Genomic DNA, 23,455 nt, shown 5'->3' with positions numbered 1-23,455 from the left:
CCAAGTTGAGGAGGACAAACAATGAGTTATGAAGTGGTACGTACAACAGGCGACAGCGAATGGTTTACGAACGACCGGTTCGGTTTGTTTATCCATTGGGGGTTATATTCGTTAGGAGCAAGACACGAATGGCTGCAATCCAGAGAAAGAATGAGCCCGGAGGCATACAGCAAATATTTCAAGCGCTTCGAGCCGGATTTGTACGATCCGGAGCTGTGGGCCAAGCTGGCGTCCGATGCAGGCATGAAATATTTTGTGGTGACGACGAAGCATCACGAAGGCTTTTGCTTGTGGGACAGCAAGCTGACGGATTACAAAGCGACGAATACCCCTGCAGGACGCGATCTTCTGAGGCCGATGGTGGATGCGTTTCGCCATCGCAATATGAAGGTCGGCTTCTACCATTCCTTGATCGACTGGCATCACCCGCATTATACGGTCGACCCGAAGCATCCGCTTCGCTTCGAACCGAATTTTATTGCCGAAAGCGCGCAGCGGGACTTCTCGCTTTATCGTGAGTATTTGTTCGGACAAACGAAGGAGCTGTTGACGGAATTCGGCAAGGTGGACATGATGTTCTATGATTTTTCGTTCCCTGCGGAAAACGATTTGCCTGGCAAAGGCAAGGCGGATTGGGGCAGCGAGGAGCTGGTCCGGATGATTCGGGGCTTACAGTCGCACATTTTACTGAATGATCGCCTTCAAATCGGAGGCGACATTACGACGCCGGAGCAGTATATCCCCTCGAAATGGGTCCAGGTAGGGGGCAAACGCGTCGTATGGGAAACCTGCCATACGTTCAGCGGTTCATGGGGATATCACCGTGAAGAGGATACGTGGAAGAGCGTAGATGTGCTGGTGAAAATGCTGATCGACGTTGTAAGCAAGGGTGGTAATCTGCTGCTGAATGTAGGTCCGACCGGCCGTGGTGAATTCGACGAGCGTGCGATCGACCGGCTGAAAGGAATCGGTGAGTGGATGAAGCGCCACAGCAGATCGATCTACGGCTGCACACAAGCTCCGGAGTCGTTCGAGTGCCCTCCCGATTGCCGGCTGACCTACAATGAGCAGACGAACCGGATGTATCTTCATGTATACAGCTGGCCGTTCAAAAATATCCATCTTCGCGGATTTGCCGGCAAGGTGGAATATGCCCAGCTGCTGAACGACGCATCGGAAATCCGCTTTAAGGAAGGCTTCGTCTCAAGCGGCATCGAGGAAGGGGCTTTCAGGGAAGGAAGAGACGACACCACGCTTACCTTGTCGCTTCCGGTGAAGCAGCCGAATGTTGCTGTGCCGGTTATTGAGCTGTTCTTGAAATAAGCAACGCAATGGAAGGGAGGGAACGCCTAAATGAAGATCGTAACTCTAGGGTTTGAGCCCAGTCCCGCACCGCGGGTAGAATACGGGATACAACTGATAAGAGAGGCCCTGCGGGAATGCGGGTATGAAGTGACTGAGGAGGTTACCGTTTGGAGATGGGACCGCTACCGGTCTGTGGACGGGCCTAAGATTTATGTAGGCAATCGCACAGAGTCCGGATTTCTTGGGCAGCTGGAAGAGCGTGACGTGCTGCTATATCATACGGAAGAACCGGAGAAGGAAGGCTTTTACCTGGCGTCATGCCCAGGAAGCCTCGTTACGGTATCCGGAGGAAACGACTCGGGCGTGCTGTACGGATGTCAGGAGCTGGCCCGGCGGATCCGCAAGGCAGGGAAGCTGGAGGAGGACCTCGCCTACGGCGATGCTCCGAGCTTTGCGCTAAGGGGACCGGCCATCGGCTTGCAAAAAACGACGGTTGAGCCTCCAAGGCAAACCTATGAATATCCGATAACACCAGAGCGGTTTCCATGGTTTTACGACCGTGCGTTATGGGTTGATTTTTTGAACATGCTGTTGGAGCAGCGCTGCAATATCATCTATTTGTGGAGCGGGCATCCGTTCTCCTCGTTGCTGAAGCTGGATGATTACCCGGAGGCGCTGGAGGTTACGGAAGAAGAATACAGGCTCAATGTGGAGACGTTCCGATGGCTGACGGAGGAAGCGGATCGCAGAGGCATTTGGCTTGTCCTGAAATTTTACAACATTCATATTCCGCTGCCGTTTGCTGAGAAGCACGGGCTGAAGCTGCATCAGCCGAAACCGCTCCCGGTTACGAGCGATTACTACAAGAAATCGATAGCTGCGTTTGTACGCACGTTCCCGAATGTAGGGCTGATGGTATGCCTCGGAGAAGCGCTGCAAGGTCACATCTACGGGGTGGAATGGTTTAACGAAACCATTTTGGCCGGTCTTCTGGAAGGACTTAAGGATCTGGATGTTAAGGAAAAGCCGCCGATCATCCTGCGATCGCATGCCATTGAGCCGCAGAAGGTCATCGAGGCTGCACTGCCTCTGTATCCGAATCTGTACACGGAAGCCAAATATAACGGCGAATCGTTAACCACGTACACGCCGAGAGGCAAATGGCAGGGCATTCACGAACGTCTCGGATCGCTCCAGACGATTCATATCGTCAACGTGCACATATTGGCCAATCTGGAGCCTTTCCGGTATGGGGCGCCTTCGTTCATCCAAAAATGTATGCAGGCGGCCAAATACCGGCTGAAGTCGAACGGACTTCATCTATATCCGTTATTTTTCTGGGATTGGCCGTATTCTCCGGATGCTCCCGAGGCGGGACAGCCGCGGCTTAGACAGATCGACCGCGATTGGGTATGGTTCGCCGCGTGGTTCCGCTACGCCTGGAACCCGGATCGGGATCCGGAGGCCGAGAGGCACTATTGGGCCGGAACGCTTGGGGAGCGATACGGTGGAATGGAAGCGGGGGCGGCCGTTCTTCAGGCCTATGAGGCTGCGGGCGAATGCGCGCCGAAGCTGCTGCGAAGGTTCGGCATAACTGAGGGGAACCGTCAGACGATGAGCCTCGGGATGACGATGAGCCAGCTCACGAATCCGGAGCGGCATATGCCATGGCCGGATTTGTGGGAATCGCAGTCGCCGCAGGGCGAACGGCTGGAGGACTACATCGGCAAGGAGCTGAATGGCGAGCCTCACGTCGGTGAGACGCCGCCGGATATTATTGCCGATGCGGAGCGGCATGCGGCGGATGCCCTGCGTGCTATCGAAGCGGCACGTGGTCTTGTCACCCGCAACGAGAAGGAGTTCGAGCGGCTGTACAGCGATATCCGCGCCATCGGCCTTATGGTGGCCGTTTATGCCGATAAAGTCCGGGCCGCCATGCTGGTATTGACCTATAAGCATACAGTGAAAGGCGATTATTTTCAGCGCGTCGACCTGCTGGAGCAAGCCTATGCGCGGCTTGCGGCAAGCGTGGACAGCTACCGGAAATTGACGGCTTTAACGGAGAGGACCTACCTGGCCGCGAACAGCATGCAGACGCCGCAGCGCAAGGTGCCAATCCGTAACGGCTTGGAATTCAAGCATTGGCGGGATTGCTTGCCGGTTTATGAGCAGGAGCTGGAGCGATTCCGGATCCATATCGACGAATTGAAGTCGGGGACGACTCCTGAAGCGGTAAGAAACATGAAGGAGCCGATTGCTCCTTGCAAGGAAGCTCCGTTCTTACTGCACTCCGGTCCTGCGGAAACGTTCCGTGTGGAGAAAGGCGCTCAGGTGTTCACAGACGGAGACGTCCATATCATCGGCTGTGCGGAAGAGCTTAACGGACTGACGGGGATACGGTTCGGCCAGAGAGAGGCGGGGCTGCGCGGCGTGTCCCTGGAACTAGAACTGTCGCAGCCGTCACGGGTGCTAATCGGCTACTTTAATTCCACGGACCAGCAGTGGCTTCAGGCACCGAGCCTGGAGGAGAATACGCATGCGGACGATAAAGGCGGCTATGCGCCGCTGCTGCGCAAAGGGCTGCGGCTGTATGCATACCCGTCGGTTAACGTACATGCGTTTCAGTTCGATGCAGGGCGGCATACTCTTGATTTCGGAAGAGGGGCCTATCTGATATTAGGCATCGTTCCCGCCGATCAGGAAATCCGGCAGCGGGATGTCGAGCACAAAAATGACGGTGTGGATACCTTGGATTGGTTGTACGAGTAGTTGAAGGACAAGGGAGGGAATCGTGCGGGTCGTCCTGCGGGCGTTGGAAGCGGATGGCTGAACGGTTCCCTTCCTTTGCTCAAAAAGGGGGAATTATCGATGAATAAGAAACGTTCCGTGCTCTGGTATACAAGGCCGGCCAAACGTTGGTTCGAGGCGCTTCCTGTCGGAAACGGCCGTTTCGGAGGCATGATATACGGCGGGACGGACCGGGAACGAATTGCGCTAAACGAGGATACTTTATGGTCGGGGGAACCCCGGGATACGGTCCGTCACGGAACTAGGCTGTATTTGGACACGGTGCGGGATCTGATCTTCTCGAAGAAGTATGAGGAAGCGGAGGAGATGATCGAGCAGTATATGGAGGGGCAGGAAATAGAGTCGTATTTGCCGCTGGGAGATGTGGAGCTCCTATTCGACGAGCAGGGAATGATAACGGACTACCGCCGGGAGCTTGACCTGGACGAAGGGATCGTGCGAGTCCACTACCGGAGTAACGGAGTTCTTTACCGGCGGGAGGTGTTCGTCTCCGCTGCCGACCAAGTCATGGCGGTTCGTCTTCATAGCGAGGGTAAGACATCTTTCAGCGTTGTTCTGCACAGCCCGCTAATGTACTCCGTGAGCAAAGCCTCCTCCAACCGGATCGCACTATCCGGACGCTGCCCGTATCACGTGCGTCCGAATACGGTCAAGACGGACGATCCGGTGTTGTATGCGGAAGGCAAAGGCATCGGCTTCGAGCTGCAGCTTCAAGCTCATACCGAGCAAGGCAAAGTGGAAGTAAGCGGTGGACGTATTCGCGTCACCGGCACCGGTACGATCACTTTGCTGTTGTCCGCAGCGACAAGCTTCAGCGGCCACGATCAAGACCCGGCTGCGTTGTACAAAGCCCCGTCGCGCCAGTGCGAGCAATGGCTCGCGAATGCCGCTGAATTAGGCTATGAGCGCTTGAAGGAGCGGCATTCGCGCGATTATACTTCTCTTTTCAACAGAACGTCCCTTGATCTTGGAGGGGAAGATAAGAGCGGCCTTCCAACGGACGAGCGGATATGGGCCGTCAAGCAGGGGGCGGACGATCCCGATTTGGCCGCTCTATTTTTCCAATATGGGAAATATTTGCTGATATCCAGCTCCAGGGCCGGAACACAGCCTGCCAATTTGCAGGGAATCTGGAACGATAAAATACAGCCGCCCTGGTGCAGCAGCTGGACGACCAACATCAATCTGGAGATGAATTATTGGCCTGCAGAGGTCAGTAACTTGGCGGAATGTCATCTGCCGTTATTCGAGCTGATTGAAGGGTTACGGGTTACGGGAAGCAAAGTGGCCGCAATCCACTACGGCTGCAGGGGCTGGACCGCTCACCACAACATCGATTTATGGCGTACGGCCACACCCTTAGACGGGTCACCCAGCTGGGCTTTCTGGCCGATGGCGGGAGCGTGGCTGTGCAGGCATCTATGGGACCATTATGCATTTAGCCAGGATGAGGCATTCCTCGAGCGAGCGTATCCTGCAATGAAAGAGGCAGCGATGTTTTGTCTGGATTGGTTAGTCGAGGGGCCTGACGGTAATTTGGTTACATGCCCGTCCACTTCACCCGAGAACCGGTTTATTGCTCCTGACGGGCAAGTAAGCAGTGTGACTCATGCGGCGACAATGGACTTGGCGCTCATTCGCGATTTGTTCGGAAGCTGCATAGAGGCAAGCCTGCTGCTGAAGAAGGACCCTACGCTTCGCGGAGAGTGGGAGCGTGCGCTTAAGCGGCTGCCGCCGTTCCGGATCGGACAATACGGTCAGCTGCAGGAGTGGAACGAGGATTACGATGAGCACGAGCCGGGCCACCGCCATATCGCTCATCTTGTAGCGCTGCACCCGTTGGATTTGATTACTCGCGAGGATGAGCCTGAGCTGACTGAAGCATGCCGGGCTTCGCTCGAACGCAGGCTTGCCAATGGCGGAGCGCACACAGGATGGAGCTGCGCGTGGACGGTCAGCTTCTGGGCGCGCTTAGGCGAACCCATGGAAGCGTACCGTTTTGTTAACGAACTGCTGGCGGGGCTGCACCCGAATATGATGAACGCCCATCGGCATCCGAAGGTGAAGATGGACATTTTTCAAATCGACGGCAATTTTGCCGGCATGTCCGGCATCACCGAGCTGCTGCTTCAAAGCCACAGGGGCAGGATCCGGCTGCTTCCGGCGCTCCCTCCGCAGTGGAAGCAGGGCAGCGTACGGGGACTTAAGGCACGTGAGGGATTCACGGTCGATATGGAATGGAAGGAAGGCCAGCTTACACGCGCGACCCTTTACTCCCATGCAGGGAAAACGTGCCGTCTCGTGACACATTGGCCTGTCCAAGTTAGGCTGGAAGGCCGGGCAGTTCCATTGGAGAGCTGTGGCACGGATGTCTGCTTTCAGACCGAAGCGGGCTGCCGTTACGAGATCATCACCCAAGATGAGAGATGAAATACAGTAGATAAGGGCGGAAACGGTCGTTTTTTGTATGCTGAAGCTGCCGGATTGAGTGTAATCCCCCTATAGATTGAGCAGATAACCACCACGCAACCATCATCGGACTTATATATAATGCTAGTATGAAGTTGCATCAATGGGAAATGTTTACATTGTCAAAGGGGGTGTTTATAATACAGAATGCTAATGGAAAGAAGCGCTGAGGGGAGAGCAGCTAATAGCTTGCTTCAACAAGTTGAACTCCCCTTGCAGTTTACAAGCACAGACAGTGGGGGATAAAGTAACAGGAGCAGTAATGTATGACTTGGAAACGCATTCAAGGCATTCATCTTACGCGGATGTGAGAAAAACGTCTATCGGCGTCCTTTCTCAGAGGAGCGACCTTAAGTTTTGCTTTAGCAAAACTCGCTTCGTAAGCGAGGTTGTTTTTATCGCTATATAGAATTTTTACATCCGATGACCTCGGAATCTTACAAATTTTATTGTGGTAAAAAAAATCATGTACCTGAGGTGATGGTCATGAGCGGAAGAATCGGTCATCTGAGCGGTGACCTCTTTTTCGACGAAAATATGGACATATTCATAAATCGCGAATTGGAATCGTTTACAACCGAGCAGCATACCCATGATTTTATGGAAATCAGCTTTGTGGGTGAAGGAAGCGGCTATCACTACATAGAAGATCAGGTGATCCCAACCAAGCAGGGCGACTTGTTCGTCATCCCGGTAGGGACGTCGCATGTATTTCGTCCGTCGTCTCCCAAGCAGGATAAGACGCTGGTCATTTACAACTGCATTTTCCGGTCGAAGCTGCTGGAGGATTGGGAGCATATTCTTCAAAAGGAATGCTATACATACAATATTTTTTATTATCCTCACGAATGCTCCGAGCGGTGGCTGCACTTTCAAGACAAGCACGACACCTTTTCGTCGATCATTCAAACGATGTATTCGGAATATTTGAAGAGAAACACCGGTTTCGAAACCGTACTGACCGCTTTATTAATTCAGATTCTCGTCATGCTGAAGCGATTTGAATTGATGAATGAAGCGGAGCCCGCATCCTTCAGCAAGCTGGAGGAAGTGGTCCATTTCATCAAATGCAACTACACGCAAAATATTACGGTGCAGGATGTGGCCGATTATTTCTACTTGAGCGCCAGCCATTTTCAAAGGCTGTTTAAGAAGACGACGGGGCTGACCTTTACTCAATATTTGCAAAACGTACGGATTCAAAAGTGCTGCGAGCTGCTGAAGTCAACGGACATCCCGATTTATCAGATCGCCAATCAAGTCGGCTATTTGGATATGAAGTTTTTCCATGCGTTGTTTCGTAAAAAAACCGGAGTAACTCCCCGTCAGTATAGGCAAAACTTTCAGGAGTTTGAGGACAAAGCGATATCGTTTTAACCTTTCGGGGCTGGCCATGATGATGGAGCAGCTCTTTTTGTTGTTCATAATGCAGAGTGAATAGGAGGGATCGACAATGTGGTCACCTGATGAGTATATGAACCGGTTGTATGACCGGTATGATGAAGTACGGAGCATTGCCTATAAGCAGCCTTGGCAGGAAAGGAAAACCGAAGTGAGGGTAAGACTGCTGGAGGCGATGGGGGGCGCAACGGATGCGATGGCCGGGGCCGACTTGAAACCGGTTGTACTGGAATCAGTGGAAATGAAAGATTACATTATGGAACGCGTTGCTTTCACAACGACAGAGGATTTGAGAATCCCTTCTTATGTGCTCATTCCGAAGAGGCTCGAGCATAAAGCGCCTGCCGTGATCGCCTGGCACGGACACGGGTATGGAAGCAAGGAGATCGTCGGCTTAAATCCGGATGGAACCGCGGACGAGGGTGAGCCGGGTATTCATAAGCATTTTGCCGTACAGCTGGTACGGAGGGGGATGGTGGTTCTAGCTCCCGAAATCATAGGCTTCGGCGACCGGCGGCTTGCGGCGGACCGGGGGAAGGACCCGAGGAAATCGAGCTCCTGCTTTGCGCTTGCGTCCCGGCTGCTGCTGCATGGGCAAACCTTAGCGGGGCTTCGCATTGCCGAAGCCATGCGTTCCTTGGATTACCTGCTAAGCAGGGAGGAGGTAGACCCGGAGCGTATCGGCTGCATGGGCTTTTCCGGCGGGGGGCTGATCGCGTCCTTATCGGCTGCATTGGATGAACGAATCAAGGCGGTCGTCCTTTGTGCATTTACCAGCACAAGCAGAGGCAGTCTGCTCGCGATGAATCATTGCATAGACAATTATTTGCCGTCCATCCTACGTTATGCGGACCTTCCGGAGCTTATTGGGCTGATTGCGCCCAGAGCCTTATTTGTAGAATCAGGCCAGGAAGACCCGTTATTTCCCGTATCCTCCGTACTTGATGCCCTGTCCGTTCTTGAGCGGATCTACAAGGAAGAGGACGCAGCCGAGAGGCTGGGGGCGGATCTTTTTCCCGGCAAACACGAGATTTCGGGGCGCCAAGGCTATGATTGGCTGGCTCGCAGGCTGAGAGCATGATTACCCTATAGAGTAAGTAATCATCACCTATAATCATGTAAATCGGCGGAGGTATAATGGTAAAAACTGAAGGAGAATTGGCCGTGCAGGCACCTCAGTGAACCAAAGGATGCTGGGCCCAGGCCATGTTAAGGAAGCTGCATATACAAGCATAAGCCGTTTGCGGGCAACAAATGAAACCGTTCTCAAATAGAGGGAATAAAATGATTAGCGGAGGTGCCGCAGTGGGGCGCATTCTATTGAATCACATCGAAAAGAAATACGGTAAGGATAAGGGATATGCGGTAAGAGATTTTCATCTGGAAATTCACGATGGAGAGTTTCTCGTTATGGTAGGCCCTTCCGGGTGCGGCAAGTCGACGACACTCCGGATGATTGCGGGGCTTGAGGAGATTTCTTCAGGCGAGCTGTACATCGGCGAGCAGCTGGTTAACGATTTGCCGCCGAAAGATAGGGACATTGCGATGGTGTTTCAGAACTATGCTTTGTACCCGAATATGAGCGTTTATGAGAATATCGCCTTCGGCCTGCGGCTGCGCAAAGCACCTAAGCATGAGATCGATTTGGCGGTCAAAAAAACGGCGAGAATACTGGAAATCGAGCAGTTTTTGAACAGAAAGCCGAGGCAGCTATCCGGAGGTCAGCGTCAGCGCGTAGCGTTAGGCCGGGCTATCGTGCGCAATCCTCAAGTGTTCCTGATGGATGAGCCTTTGTCCAACCTGGATGCGAAGCTAAGAGTCCAAATGAGAACCGAGATCATTCGGCTTCATAAGCAATTGGGGGTAACGATGGTCTACGTGACTCATGATCAGGTGGAGGCCATGACGATGGGACACCGTATCGTTGTTATGAAAGACGGTGTCATCCAGCAGGTGGATACGCCGCAGCGGATTTATAACCATCCGCGCAATATGTTCGTTGCCGGCTTCATTGGAACTCCTCCCATCAACCTGGTCGAAGGGCAAATTGTGGAGGCTTCCGACGGCCTGCTGGAATTCCATACGAGCAGGTACTACTTGCGAATTCCGCAAGAGCAGTCCGATTTGCTCCGCAATAAAAACAAAATCAACCGGAATGTGATTATGGGCATCCGCTGTGAAAATGTTCATCTTGAAGCGGATCTGCGGGATGCCAATCCGGGAGCTCAAATTCCGGGAGTGCAGAAAATTAACGAGTTGATGGGGGCAGACATGTACTTGTACATGGATATCGGAGCTCCGAGCTTGTTCATCGTCCGGACCCGGCCGGATCATCCATATATGGAGGATGAGAAGCTGACCTTGACTCTCAATATGCGTAAAGCGCTCTTTTTCGATAAAGATACAATGGATAATTTGGCGTATTAACGTTAAATTTGCATGTTTCACTTTTTGAAGCGATACATAAAGCTAAAGAATCAGCGGAGGGATGGAGTTGAAGACGTTGTTGCGAACTCGGGCATGGATAGCGACCCTTACGGCGCTCGTCTTTGTACTGGGGCCGACGCTTCCCGGATTGGCGGACAACGCAAATTCTAAGGGAACAGGCGAGAAGAGCGCAAAGACCATCGGGACAAATAATGAAGCGGGTGAGACTAGATCCGCAGATCCATACTATTTTGAAGTGCTGGAGAGGTGGAAGCAAAGCGGGGCGACAACCCAGCATAGCGGGAGCATAACTATACCGGGCTCCCAGCTAGCCGCCAAATCCGGGAATGCCGATATTACGGTCGGTGCCTATAACGGGAAAAACGGGATTATGATTTGGAACGCGCAAGGAAACGAATGGATCGAGTACGAGCTCGCCGTCGAGAATGGCGGACTGTACCAGATAGAGCTAGCCTACCATCCGTTCGTGGATTCGAAGCACCGCAAGCCGATAGCCTGGAACGTTTCGCTGGACGGCTCGAATCCGTTTCTCGAATCCAAGTCGGTACAGCTGTTCCGGCATTGGAAGGATAAGCTTCCTGCAAGAAAGGACGACAACGGGGATGAAATCAGGCCGATGGCCGAAGACATCTCCGGCTGGATTACCGATTCGTTCCGCGATTTGGGCGGCGCTTATGAAGATCCATTGCTATGGTATTTAACGCCGGGCAAGCACAAGATCCGGTTAGCCGGAAGCGACCCGGTTGCCATTGAATCGATCTCCTTCAAGGCACCGGTTGAAACGCAAAACTATAAAACGGTGCGAAGCGGACTCCCTTCAGATGCGCCCCCAGTATATGCGGGTCCCATTGTAATTGAAGCGGAGCAGGTGCAATGGAAGAACGATTCGTCCATACCGCTCACATATGACAACGATATCGCCTCTGTCCCTTATGTTCGAGGGAAGATTACTTATAACACCATCGACGGTCAACGGTGGTCTACCGGAAATCAGGAGGTCAGCTGGAGCTTTGAGGTTCCGGAGACCGGCTATTATAAAATCGGCATGCGCGCGCAGCAGTCATTCCTGTCGAACCGCTCGTCTTTCCGGTCTATTACCGTCAACGGCAAGGTTCCCTTTTCAGAGCTGAAGGCATACCGTTTCTTATACGCATCCGGCTGGAAAGGCATTACACTCGGAGACGAGGAAGGCAAGCCGTACGAATTTTATTTGCAAAAAGGTACGAATACCATTTCCATGCGGGTCACCCAAGCTCCGCTGAAGGCGGTTATTATCGAGCTGGAGAAAAGCATCGCCGAGCTGAAAAAGCTTGCAGCCGATTTAAAAGCGCTGACAGGCGGAGTGGACGATAAGGACCGCACATGGAATATGGAAAAGGATCTCCCGGGATTCCTGGAGGAGATGACGGGTCTCGGCGATAACCTGGATGCGGTCCGTATCCGGCTGGAAACGGTAAACGGACGTCCGGATGCTGTTTCCCAAGGTATTGTTACGATTGTGCAGGATATCCAGTCACTTCTTAAAGATAAAAATGAAATTCCATATGAAGCGGGCAGGTTCGTAACGCTGCAGGGGAAAGTCGGAGACTTGATCAAGCAGCTTAGCTCGCAGCCGCTGCAGCTGGATCGGCTGTTCGTCGTGCCGGTCGGTCAGGACTTTCCGAGAATGGAAGCGACCTTTACCCAGAAAATCCAGGGAGCGTTCGTCAACTTCTTCTACTCCTTCATGCCGAAGGAGGATTTGAATAAAATCCAGGACGACGTGCTTAACGTATGGGTACTGCGGGGAAGAGATTACGTGAATTTGCTTCAGGATCTGGCCAACGAATCGTTTACTCCGCAGACTGGAATCAAGGTTAAAGTCAATCTGCTCCCCGATGCCGGATTGCTTGTTTTAATGAATGCGGCCGGGATTGCACCGGACGTTGCGTTAGGCTTGTCGCAGGATCTGCCCTTCGAATACGCGCTGCGAAATGGGATTTACGATCTGAAGCAGTTCCCGGACTTTGATACGATCTATCAGCGTTTTGCCCCGGGTTCTTGGACTCCTTTCTATTATAATGGAGGATACTTCGGCATGCCCGAGACGCAAACGTTCCAAATGATGTATTACCGCAAAGACATTTTGCAAAATATGGGCTTGAACCTACCCGATACTTGGGACGAATTGTACAAAATGCTGCCCGTACTGCAGCAAAACGGGATGAATATTACCCCTGTGGGCCACATTCCTTTCTTTCTGCAAAACGGGGCGGATTATTTCGCGGAGGACGGCTCGAAGACAACCCTCGGCTCGGAAAAAGGCTTCGATTCGTTCAAGAAGTGGACCGATTTGTACAATAAATATGCGGTGGACCGCTCGTTGTCGAGCTTTTACCAGCATTTCCGTGACGGAACGATTCCACTAGGCATAGCGGATCTCGGCATGTACATCGAATTGACGGTAGCGGCTCCCGAGCTGAACGGCTGGTGGGGCGTCGCCCCGATCCCCGGAGTGCGTCAGGACGATGGAACGGTCGCCCGTTGGATGGGCGGAGGCATGCAGTCCTCGGCTATATTCAAACAGACGAAGAAGCCGCAGGAAAGCTGGGAGTTCTTGAAATGGTGGACTTCGCCCGAAGTGCAGGAAAGGTACGGGACCGATCTGGAGACGCTGAACGGCGTCAGCTTCCGCTGGAATACGTCCAATATCGATGCGTTCGTGAAGCTTCCATGGAAGGATGACGATCTCAAAGCGATTATGGAGCAGTGGAGATGGTTCAGAGAAATTCCTAACGTTCCGGGAAGCTATTTCATGGAGCGCGAGCTTCAGAACGCATGGAACCGTACTGTGGTGGACGGCATCAATTACAGGACGTCGCTGGAAACCGCCATCGTCGACATTGATAGGGAAATTCAAAGGAAAATGCAGGAGTTTCATTTCATCGATACTAACGGCCAAGTCTTGAAGTCACTACAATTACCGAGAATAACGAAGCCGTGGGAAGGAGTGGATAAGTATGTTAAAAAGTGAAACGCAAACTCTGCCGGCCGCGCATACTTCCACGAAACGCTTCAAGCAGACTAAAGTGTCCTATTTGCAGCAGATGTGGGATTACCGGGCATCTTATGTATTCATCTTGCCCTTCATGATATGCTTCATCATCTTCATCATGATCCCGGTTATCGCTGCCTTCGGTCTCAGCTTCACGTATTACAACTCGCTCGAGCCACCGCGCTTCGTCGGCTGGGACAATTTCAAGTACATGCTGTCGCAGGACTTGATTCTGATCAAGTATGCCATTCCGAATACGTTTAAATTCGCTACTATCGTCGGGCCGGGAGGCTATATCGCCGCCTTTTTGCTGGCATGGCTCATCTCGATTCTGCCTGGCGTTTACCGCAAATGGTTTACGCTCGCGCTGTATACCCCGTCCCTTGCGGGCGGGGTTGCGATGAGCATCATCTGGCTGCCGCTGTTGTCCGGCGACCGGATCGGCTACCTGAACAGCTTTCTTATTAAACTGGGCTTCATCAGCGAACCGATATTGTGGGTTACGAGCAAAGAGTATTTGATGACTTCCATGATCGTCGTTACGCTATGGTCCAGTATGGGTATAGGCTTTCTGGCAATGCTCGCAGGCATCTTGAACGTGAACTCGGAGCTGTACGAAGCAGGAAGACTGGACGGCATCAAGAGCAAATTGGAAGAGATATGGTATATTACGATCCCGTCAACCAAGCCGCAAATGTTATTCGGAGCGGTAATGGCTATCGTCGGCGCGTTCAAAGCGGGCGGAATAGGCACGCAGCTGTCGGGAACGAATCCGACGCCGCAATACTCGGGCCACTTGATTATCAGCCAAATCGACGACTACGGCTTCACCCGGTTTGAGCTTGGTTACGCGTCCGCGCTCTCCGTGTTCCTGCTCATTGTTATTTACCTGGCCAATAAGCTCTGTTGGAGATTGTTCGGCACGAAGGAGGACGAATAGATGAAGTTGGTGGGCTCAGAGCTGCTCGGAAAATTCAGGAGTTTCGGAGGGCGCTCGAAGCTGAATCGTTTTGGAACATCCGAGAAGGTTGCCGTATTCCTGCTCGTTGTATTAAGCCTGTTCATGCTGATGCCGCTCATTTATATATTCAATCATGCGCTGAAGCCGTATCAGGAGCTTTTTATATACCCGCCGAATATTTTTGCCCGGGATCCGTCGTTCCAGAACTTTGTCGAGCTGCTGGCGATTACGAAAGGAACGGCTATCCCGATAACAAGATACATTTTTAACAGCGTAGTGGTCGCGATTCTTTGCGTTATTATCGTAACCATAGTCAGCGCGATGTGCGCTTATCCGATATCGAAGCATAAATTTCCGGGACATAAGGTTGTTTTCGGGATGATTCTGCTTACCTTGTTGTTTGCGCCGGAAACCGTTGCTATTCCCAGATATTTGGTGGTCAGCAAGCTCGGCATTATGAATACGTATTTGGGGCATATCATGCCGATGGTGGCCGTGCCGACAGGCGTGTTTTTGATGAAGCAATTTATCGACCAGCTTCCAAACGAGCTGCTGGATTCTGCGAAAATGGACGGAGCTAGGGAATATACGATTTTTATGAAAATCGTCCTTCCGGTCATTATGCCGGCGGTTGCGACAATCGGAATCATTGCCTTCAATGCGGCATGGGGCAATACAGAAACGTCGACCCTGTTTATGCAGCAGGAGGAGATGAAGACATTTCCATTCTATATTTCGACGCTTACAAGCGGGATGGCCAACAACGTTGCCCGTCAAGGGGCTGCTGCAGCTGCGGCGCTGCTCATGTTTTTGCCGAACTTAATCATTTTCCTTTTATTCCAGAGCAAAGTCATTGCCACGATGGCTCATTCCGGAATCAAATAGCATCCAACTGGCGATGGCACATTCAAAATAGGCCGGACTGACCCCTGACCGGAGATAATACAAGGAAGGCACCTTATGCCACGAAAACCGTTTAAGGAGAGATTTCATGGGACAAAAGCGCGAAGTACCAAGAGATACGAAGTTATGGTATGAAAAACCGGCAAGAGCCTGGACGGAAGCGCTGCCTATCGGCAACGGACGGCTGGGCGCGATGATATTCGGCAAAGTGAATCAGGAACGGCTGCAGCTGAACGAGGATTCCGTGTGGTATGGAGGGCCGGTTAACGGCAACAACCCCGACGGACGAAAGTATTTGCCGGAAGTGCGCCGGCTTTTGATGCATGGAAATCATGTGGAAGCGGAAGAAATTGCCCAAATGGGGATGATGTCCATTCCGAAATCGCTTCATCCTTATCAGCCTCTTGGTGAACTGCATCTGTACCATGACGGCGAGAAGAAAATGATCTCCAATTACTACAGAGGGCTGGATATCGAGCAGGGTGTGGCGCAGGTACGTTACAGCTTAAATGATGTACGTCATGTCAGGGAAATGTTCAGCAGCGCAATCGATCAGGTGCTGGTTGTAAGGGTTTCGTGCGATCGTCCGGCCGTGCTGAATTTGCGGATGAACTTAAGCCGCAGGCCGTTCGACGAAGGCTCGCACCGGTTCGGCAAGGATACGTTGGTAATGCGCGGGGAGTGCGGCCGTGATGGCGTTACTTTGTGTACAGCGGTGAAGGCCGTTGCCGATGGAGGCTCCGTCAGTATCATCGGCGATTTCTTGTCGGTCCGCAATGCCAAATCCGTGACAATCTATTTGGCTGCAGCAACGACGTTCCGCTGTGAAGATCCGCTCGGCGAATGCATCCAACAGCTGGAGCATGCGGCAGGCAAAGGCTATGAGCAGGTGAAGCAGGATCATTTGGCAGATCATGTTGCGAAAATGCAAAGAGTTCATCTCGAGCTGGGGATGCCGGAAAGCCGGAGTGAAACCGTCTTGCTTCCTACAGATGTGCGGCTTCAGCGGTTCAAAGACGGCGGGGACGATCCTGCATTAGTTTCGCTGTACTTCCAATTCGGACGGTATTTGTTGATGGCGAGCTCCCGTCCCGGTTCGAATCCCGCCAATTTGCAGGGGATATGGAACGAAAGCTTCACGCCCCCATGGGAAAGCAAATATACGATCAATATCAATACCGAAATGAACTATTGGCCTGCCGAAGTATGCAATCTGGCGGAATGCCACGAGCCGTTGTTCGATCTGATCGACCGCATGCGTCCGAATGGAAGAATTACGGCGCAAAAGGTGTACGGCTGCAAAGGATTTGTGGCGCATCACAATACGGACATGTGGGGAGCCACGCATATTGAAGGCAACTTTATGCCCGGATCGATTTGGCCGATGGGCGCAGCCTGGTTATCGCTGCATCTGTGGGAGCATTACCGGTACAGTATGGACCCGAAGTTTCTGCGCGAAAGAGCCTATCCAGTGATGAGAGAGGCGGCCGATTTCTTCCTCGATTATATGTTTGAGGATAAGCAAGGACGTCTCGTCACAGGGCCTTCCACCTCGCCCGAGAACAAATATATCGGCTCCGACGGAAGTGTGGGATGCCTGTGCATAGGGCCTTCGATGGACTCGCAAATCGTGTATACGCTGCTGCAGGCTTGTGTAGATGCATCGTCCGAGCTTCAAATGGATGAAGCCATCCGATCCCAATGGCAAGCTGCATTGCGCAAGCTGCCCAAGCCGCAAATCGGCAAGCACGGCCAGCTGATGGAATGGGTGGAGGATTGGGATGAGGTGCATCCCGGCCACCGCCACATTTCCCACTTGTTTGCGCTGCATCCGGGCGAGATCATTCATGCCCGCCATACTCCGGAGTGGGCGCAGGCGGCCAGACGGACTCTGGAACGCCGGCTGGAGCACGGTGGAGGGCATACTGGCTGGAGCCGGGCTTGGATCATCAATTTCTATGCGCGCCTTCTGGATGCAGAGGAGTCCTACGAGCACCTCCGTCTGCTGCTCGCCATCTCCACGCTGCCGAACTTGTTCGACAACCATCCGCCGTTTCAAATCGACGGCAATTTCGGCGGCACGGCAGGTATTGCCGAGATGCTGCTGCAGTCCCATCGCGGGGAAATTGCTTTGCTGCCGGCGCTGCCAAAAGCATGGAGCAACGGAAAAGTATCCGGATTTCGTGCCAGGGGCGGTTTTGAAATCGATATGGAATGGGAAAACGGGGAGTTGACCCACTGTGTGATTAAAGCAACCAAGAACAATCTCTGCCGTGTAGTGAGCACTCGTCCTGAAGCTTCCTACCTGGTGGAAACAGCCGGTAAGCCGGTTTCTACCCGCGTATCGGAGCACCTAACGGAATTCGACGCCGTAGAAGGAACCTCCTATGTCCTCACTATGCGGAATCACGCTCATCTGGCGGAGACTACGCAAGTATCGTTGTAAAAGTAAGCTTCGTGAACAGGCCGTCTCATTGGGATGGCCTGTTTTTGTTGTTGTTCTGGATGGGTGGGAGGTTGAAAGGATCAAATTCGATGAAAGGAAGATGTTGGGGAGTGTGTACGGAAAAGAAGCGGATATGTGGACCCGGTGGATAGTCTGGCGATTGAAGACATATAGGGAGGGCATTTATACCATAATATTGAAACAAATGGAAGTGATAAGGCGTTTAATTTTATAAATGGGATAGGTGGTGTGAACTGTGAAAAAATTTGTTTCAGGATTATTAGTTGGATTAGCGCTTTCCTTTTGTACCGCAGCGTATGCGTCAAGCACATTTCAAGATTATCTTTTTTCTGCAAAATTTATTTTTAATCACATCCCCGTACCGCACGACAGTGAATATTCAACCATCAATTATAACGGTCACGTGTATGTACCTATTCGATTTGTCGCGGAGAACATGGCAGCGGATATTGAATATGATGGTCGGTCGAAGGAAATACATATTAAGCAGTCTAACGTGAAGTTTGATGATTATACAAAGGCACCTGTCCCCTTTGTTTATTACGATAACCAATCTGAGACAGGATTGAAATGGATGCAAGAAATTCCTTTAATTCAGGGCAGCGCATGCTGGTTAAGTTGTATTGATACTAGCAGAATATCCAGTTTTTTGGAATATTTTGATGTTGATCCTACTCGGGTAAAACCAGAATCCAACATCATAATAAGTTATCCTCAGGAGATGAAACCCGACATATTGAATGCCTCTATACTCATAGAGGAAGAAACAAGCTATCAAACAGTACCACTGACTCTTGTTGACCAAAGACTAACTGTACCCAAAGAAGCAGGTAAATATTTGATATGGATCAAATCGATATGGTCGGCTGGCGACACTTCGTATTATTTCTATATAGAAGTAATATGAGCGCCACTGTATATGAATTTCTGAAACAGTTTGAACGCTGAAAAGCTACAGCCTGAAAAGGACCTTTTCCGATGGATCGGACAGGAGATCCGTTATTTCGCGAAAAATGATGTTTCTACGAGGTTATCGGACATGGAATCCGTTATTGGCCATTTTTTGCTCCAAATTGACCGGATTTTAGGCAAATAACGGATCTACGGTCCACATCCCCTTTATTTTGCGGCATTTTTGGCGTAATAACGGAACCAGTGTCCGATCGATCTGAGGGACGTCATGAAGCTGTCACCCTATTATCAATCTCCCAAATATGCAACGTATCTGTACACTTCGCTTTAACATGCAAAGCATTTGCACACGTCACACCAAAACGAGCAGCGTCCGCACATATCACACCAACCCGAGCAGCGTGGGCATCACACAAACATGAGCAGCATCCGAACACATCACACCAACACGAGCAGCGTGCGCACACATCACGCCAACACGAGCAGCGTGGGTACACGTCACATCAACACGAGCAATGTGCACACACTATATAAACACGAACAGCGTAGGCACACATCACACCAACCCGAGCAGCGTGCGCACACGTCACACCAACACGAGCAGCGTGGGCACACATCACACCAACCCGAGCAGCGTCTGCACACATCACGCCAACACGAACAGCGTGGGCACACATCACACCAACCCGAGCAGCGTGGGCACACATCACACCAACACGAGCAGCGTGCGCACACATCACATCAACTCGAGCAGCGTCCGCAAACATCACACCAACACGAGCAGTATCTGCACAACTCGTTCCAACACAAGAATCATCCGCCAACCTCGCTCCAAAAACCGTCTCAATCGCGCCATCGCTCTCATGCACGCGACATGCTCGAACCCACAGCGTTTCGCATATGTCACTCAAGCACTCTCCCACTAGGGAGTCAGGCATCATCACCACACCTGGTAATGCTCCAGTAACAGAAAAACGCACAATGTCTGTTCACCAACCCGCATCCTAACCTGCCCCAGCCATCTCTATTTCAGCCTGCTTGCTCCGATTCGCCCCAAAAGTAAGCAGGAACAACCTATATATGTTTTTTTGAACTGGTGTAAAGTTAAATTCGAGAGGTGAAACCTATGGAATTTATTAGACCGGATGATTATTTGCCGAGAAAATCGCATATAGCGGATCTTAAGAAATACGGAATTGGCCTGATCGGCTGCGGGAACATCGCCAATACGGCTCATCTGCCCGCATACCGCAAATACGGCTTGCATATTGCCGCCTGCTGCGACGTCAGCGAGGAAGCGGCGCGCGCAACGGCGCAAAAATTCGATATCCCGCGCTGGACGACCAATGTAAACGAGCTCCTGGAAATGGAGGACGTGGCAGTCATAGATCTGGCGCTTCATCCAGAGCCTAGATTGGACGTTCTGAGGCAAATCGGCAGGGCGCCTCGCCCCGTATTATGCCAAAAGCCGCTGGCGCTCGATATGGAGCATGCGAAGCGGCTGAAGGAGGAGTCGGACCGTCTCGGCATCGTCCTCGGCGTCAATCAGCAGGCGCGCTGGGCTCCGGCGCATAAAGCGTTGAAGACGGTGATCGAGCAGGATCTCATCGGCGAAATTTACAGCATTCATCACCATATGCGCTCATATCAGGATCAAGCCGGCTGGTGGTGGACGAAGATGAACAATTTCAATATCGTCGATCACGGAGTGCACTACGTCGACTTGTGCCGTTACTTCAACCCTTATCCGGCGGAAGAGTGGTCACGCGTGCATTGCACGACTGCGCAGCTGAAGCAGCAAAATGCAATCGATCCGCTGATCTACTCCGCGAACGTCGAGTTCGGACCGAAAGGCGGAAGAAATCCTCTTATGGCCACGCTGCATTTTAACAACATAGCCAAAGCCAACCGTTCTCACAGCAATACTTGGTGGGTGGACGGTACGGAAGGAAGCTTGTGGTGCACTCAGGATACGCTCTACATGGCGCTGAACAAGCATAAGAACGTGGTGCATGAAATCAAGCTGAAAGGAACCTGGTTTCCCGACGCGTTCGCCGGATCGATGCTTGCTTTCATAACGGCATTGGAGCAAGGCCAGCGTCCGCCGGTGACTACGGAGGATAATTTACAGACGATCGCCATGACCTCGGCTATGGTTATCTCCAGCCAGGAAGGCTGTGTGGTGGAACGGACGGACGTGCTGAAAGGAAGCGGTAGCGTATGATGAATCAGCTGGGTTTCATGAGTTACGTCTATATGGGATGGTCCGCAGAGGCTATGGCCGAGGAGGCAAGCAAGCACGGATTGATGTATGTACAGGTAGACCCGAAGCAGAAGCTGCATATCATGGACGATGAGCCGTTCTCCCTGGTCCGCGCGGAAAAAATACGAACCATCTTTGAAAATTACGGGATTTCGGTCGTGGGATTGTCGGGCTACACGAACTTGCTCAACCCGAATCTCTCCAAGCGGGAAGAGAAGCTGGCACAGCTGGAAACAATGATAGACCTATGTGCAGCATACGGTACCCGGTATATTGCGACGGAAACGGGAAGCCTGCATCCGACGAACGCATGGCGCGATTACGAAGGAAACCGTTCCCAAGAAGCGTGGGAGCAGCTGGTGGACATCGTTGACCGCTTGCGGAGCCGGGCTGTTGAGAACAATGCGGTGTTATTGGTCGAAGGATTCGCGCTGAATGTTCTGGCAGCACCTGAGCAGGCAGAGGCTCTTATGGAACGGCTCGGCACTGACGGTCTCGGGCTGATTATGGATCCGTTCAATTATTTGAAGCAGGACGAACTGGGCCGGCAAAAAGAAGCGTTCACGGCCATTTTTGACCATATCGGCAAGTATAGCCCTATAGCGCATGCCAAAGATACGCTCTACAGCGAGGAAGGATTTACAACGCCTCGGGTAGGAGCCGGACAGTCGGAATGGGGCGTATACGCAAGGCTGCTCCGAGATCGGCTTCCCGACGTTCCTTTAATACTGGAGCATGCGAAGCCGGAGGAAGTGGCGGAATGCTTGTGCCTCATCCGGCAGTCGTTCGAGGGGATAGAGTATGATACATAAACCGAAGTTAGGCATTCAAGGCCCCGTCGTAGCTTGGCAGGATCCGTGGGACGGGGACGCATCGGATCGTATTATGCGGACGGGAACCGGCAGCATAGTTCCGTCCCAGGACAGCAAGCCCGCGCCGAAGGCTTTTCTGAGCATGCTGCGCGGATTGGAAGCGGACTTTTATGTGCACCATATGCTTCCCGGCGGGCAGGGCTATTCGGAGCTAATTACGGATATTGCCGAAGCGGATATGGACATTTGCTTAGGTAATGAATACGGCAACATTAATGGTCCTTGGGTGGAGGGAACCAACCGGTACGATGTTTCCGACGAGGATATGCTGGAGGCTGCGCGATCGGGCCGCTGTATCGGCCTGCTGTACGACGAGCCGGAGCACTTACAGATTAATGCGGGGCAGTACCGTAAGGATGGATGGTTTCCGCATTGGGGAAGCACGGACGGCCTCGATTTGCAGCAATCGCGTGAGGCGGTAGAGCGGTCAGTGGAGGAGAGAGTACGGCATGTACAAAACCTGCTGGAGCGATCAGGATATGCCCGGAATTCGATGCCGTTATTATCCGAGCACGTGTTTCCGACGAGCTACCATACATATGCACGGGCAGGGATGGATATTTGCCCTAAAATTATGAAGGAATCGTTCCAATCGCTGCAGCTGTCAACGGCTTTGGGAGCGGCAAAGCAGTATGGCAGATCGATGTGGATCTGCGCCGATCTTTGGGGACCGGATACGGGTGCATGGTTTACGAGGTTTCCCGGATTTCCGGGTCATTCGCCTGAGGAGTTTGCCTCCGCCTTGAGAATGGGCTATTTGATGGGGCCATCCCATCTGTTTGTGGAAAATGTCGACGTGCTGATGAAGCATACGTCAGGCGGATTCGTGACAACCGAGTTCGGCGACGTTTGGCAGGAGTTTGTGCGCCGGTTCATTCCAGAGCATCCGCTTCACTGGCACCACTCGCAAGCGGAAGCCGATATCGTGGTCATTCATTCCGATGACAGTAATTACGGGCAAAACAAGTGGCTGTTCGGCAACCGGACGATGGACACGGCGGACGTTACCTTAAGCGAAAGCGTGTTTGCCATTTGGCATCTGCTCAGCCGGGGCGCCATACCCGCCCACGGAAGCTGCATGCATATCCCTGGCTACAGCTTTCCGAGACACGAATTGAAGCGCAATGTGCCGCTGGACCGCTTTCCATTAGAGGGCGGCTACACAGGCGGCGAACGACAGCCGGTGCATCCTCTCTTTTACCCGGTTCATAATGTGGTTGCTTATGACCATCATGTTACAGCGGAACAGCTTGGAAAGCCCAAGCTCACATTGGTTGGAGGCTCCAGCCTCTCGGCAGAGACGTTAAAGGCCGTTACCAAGAGAGCGGAGAATGGGGGAGTCGTTGTCATTGGCGAGTGGCTGATACCTGATGATGGTCCGGCAGATTGGAAGAAGAGCGGACCGATGGGCTTCGGCCGGTGGATCGTCACCGGCGATTTTTTAGACTCGCGGGTCAAAGAAGAAGTCGAGCCGTACTTGGGCGAAGAGAACTGCTGGATGCAGCGGTTCGGAACGACGGAAATCCGCATGACGCCGAACGGCAGCGGCGGATTTGCGCTGGATTTTGAAATACATAGCTTACATCGATGATCGGATAAGGAGGGAATTCAT

Annotated in this window: 14 protein-coding genes; all 14 read left to right on the top strand. The window is 52.3% G+C overall.

Features of this window, described 5'->3' with window-relative positions:
- The first annotated feature begins 21 nt into the window (after positions 1-21).
- Positions 22-1,323 (top strand): alpha-L-fucosidase, encoded by a 1,302-nt coding sequence (locus DVH26_RS23395; RefSeq protein ID WP_239625987.1) that lies wholly within the window; start codon positions 22-24, stop codon positions 1,321-1,323.
- Positions 1,324-1,353: 30 nt separating this feature from the next.
- The gene (locus DVH26_RS23390) at positions 1,354-4,074 is read left to right on the top strand and encodes a hypothetical protein (RefSeq protein ID WP_239625985.1); all 2,721 of its coding nucleotides are present in this window, start codon (positions 1,354-1,356) and stop codon (positions 4,072-4,074) included.
- A gap of 99 nt (positions 4,075-4,173) precedes the next feature.
- Positions 4,174-6,543 (top strand): glycoside hydrolase family 95 protein, encoded by a 2,370-nt coding sequence (locus tag DVH26_RS23385; protein WP_239625983.1) that lies wholly within the window; start codon positions 4,174-4,176, stop codon positions 6,541-6,543.
- Positions 6,544-7,068: 525 nt separating this feature from the next.
- A complete protein-coding gene (locus tag DVH26_RS23380; RefSeq protein ID WP_239625981.1) occupies positions 7,069-7,959 on the top strand; it encodes an AraC family transcriptional regulator in 891 nt (296 codons plus the stop codon).
- 76 nt (positions 7,960-8,035) lie between these two features.
- Positions 8,036-9,064, top strand: coding sequence for a dienelactone hydrolase family protein (locus DVH26_RS23375; RefSeq protein ID WP_239625978.1), 1,029 nt, complete (start codon positions 8,036-8,038; stop codon positions 9,062-9,064).
- A gap of 224 nt (positions 9,065-9,288) precedes the next feature.
- Entirely contained in the window at positions 9,289-10,410 is a 1,122-nt protein-coding gene (locus DVH26_RS23370; RefSeq protein ID WP_239635466.1) for an ABC transporter ATP-binding protein, read from the top strand.
- A 61-nt stretch (positions 10,411-10,471) separates the two neighbouring features.
- Complete coding sequence (locus DVH26_RS23365) at positions 10,472-13,444, top strand: extracellular solute-binding protein (protein ID WP_239625976.1); 2,973 nt, start codon at positions 10,472-10,474, stop codon at positions 13,442-13,444.
- Positions 13,431-14,405, top strand: a complete 975-nt coding sequence (locus tag DVH26_RS23360; RefSeq protein ID WP_239625974.1) for a carbohydrate ABC transporter permease — start codon at positions 13,431-13,433, stop codon at positions 14,403-14,405. The genes DVH26_RS23365 and DVH26_RS23360 overlap by 14 nt, the downstream gene beginning before the upstream one ends.
- Positions 14,406-15,311, top strand: coding sequence for a carbohydrate ABC transporter permease (locus DVH26_RS23355; RefSeq protein WP_239625972.1), 906 nt, complete (start codon positions 14,406-14,408; stop codon positions 15,309-15,311).
- Between the two features lie 106 nt (positions 15,312-15,417).
- Entirely contained in the window at positions 15,418-17,775 is a 2,358-nt protein-coding gene (locus DVH26_RS23350) for a glycoside hydrolase family 95 protein (protein WP_239625969.1), read from the top strand.
- A gap of 256 nt (positions 17,776-18,031) precedes the next feature.
- Positions 18,032-18,703: a stalk domain-containing protein gene (locus DVH26_RS23345; RefSeq protein WP_239625966.1), complete on the top strand. Its 672-nt coding sequence runs from the start codon at positions 18,032-18,034 to the stop codon at positions 18,701-18,703.
- 1,131 nt (positions 18,704-19,834) lie between these two features.
- Positions 19,835-20,932, top strand: coding sequence for a Gfo/Idh/MocA family protein (locus DVH26_RS23340; RefSeq protein ID WP_239625963.1), 1,098 nt, complete (start codon positions 19,835-19,837; stop codon positions 20,930-20,932).
- Positions 20,929-21,783 carry a sugar phosphate isomerase/epimerase family protein gene (locus DVH26_RS23335; protein ID WP_239625961.1) on the top strand — a complete coding sequence of 285 codons (855 nt, stop codon included), beginning with the start codon at positions 20,929-20,931 and terminating at the stop codon, positions 21,781-21,783. Before DVH26_RS23340 ends, DVH26_RS23335 begins: the two co-directional genes overlap by 4 nt.
- Positions 21,773-23,434, top strand: coding sequence for a hypothetical protein (locus tag DVH26_RS23330; protein WP_239625958.1), 1,662 nt, complete (start codon positions 21,773-21,775; stop codon positions 23,432-23,434). The genes DVH26_RS23335 and DVH26_RS23330 overlap by 11 nt, the downstream gene beginning before the upstream one ends.
- Positions 23,435-23,455 lie beyond the last annotated feature (21 nt).

The organism is Paenibacillus sp. H1-7 (assembly GCF_022354825.1).
Classification (GTDB): Bacteria; Bacillota; Bacilli; order Paenibacillales; family NBRC-103111; genus Paenibacillus_S.
This window is presented reverse-complemented; position numbering and strand designations above follow the sequence as displayed.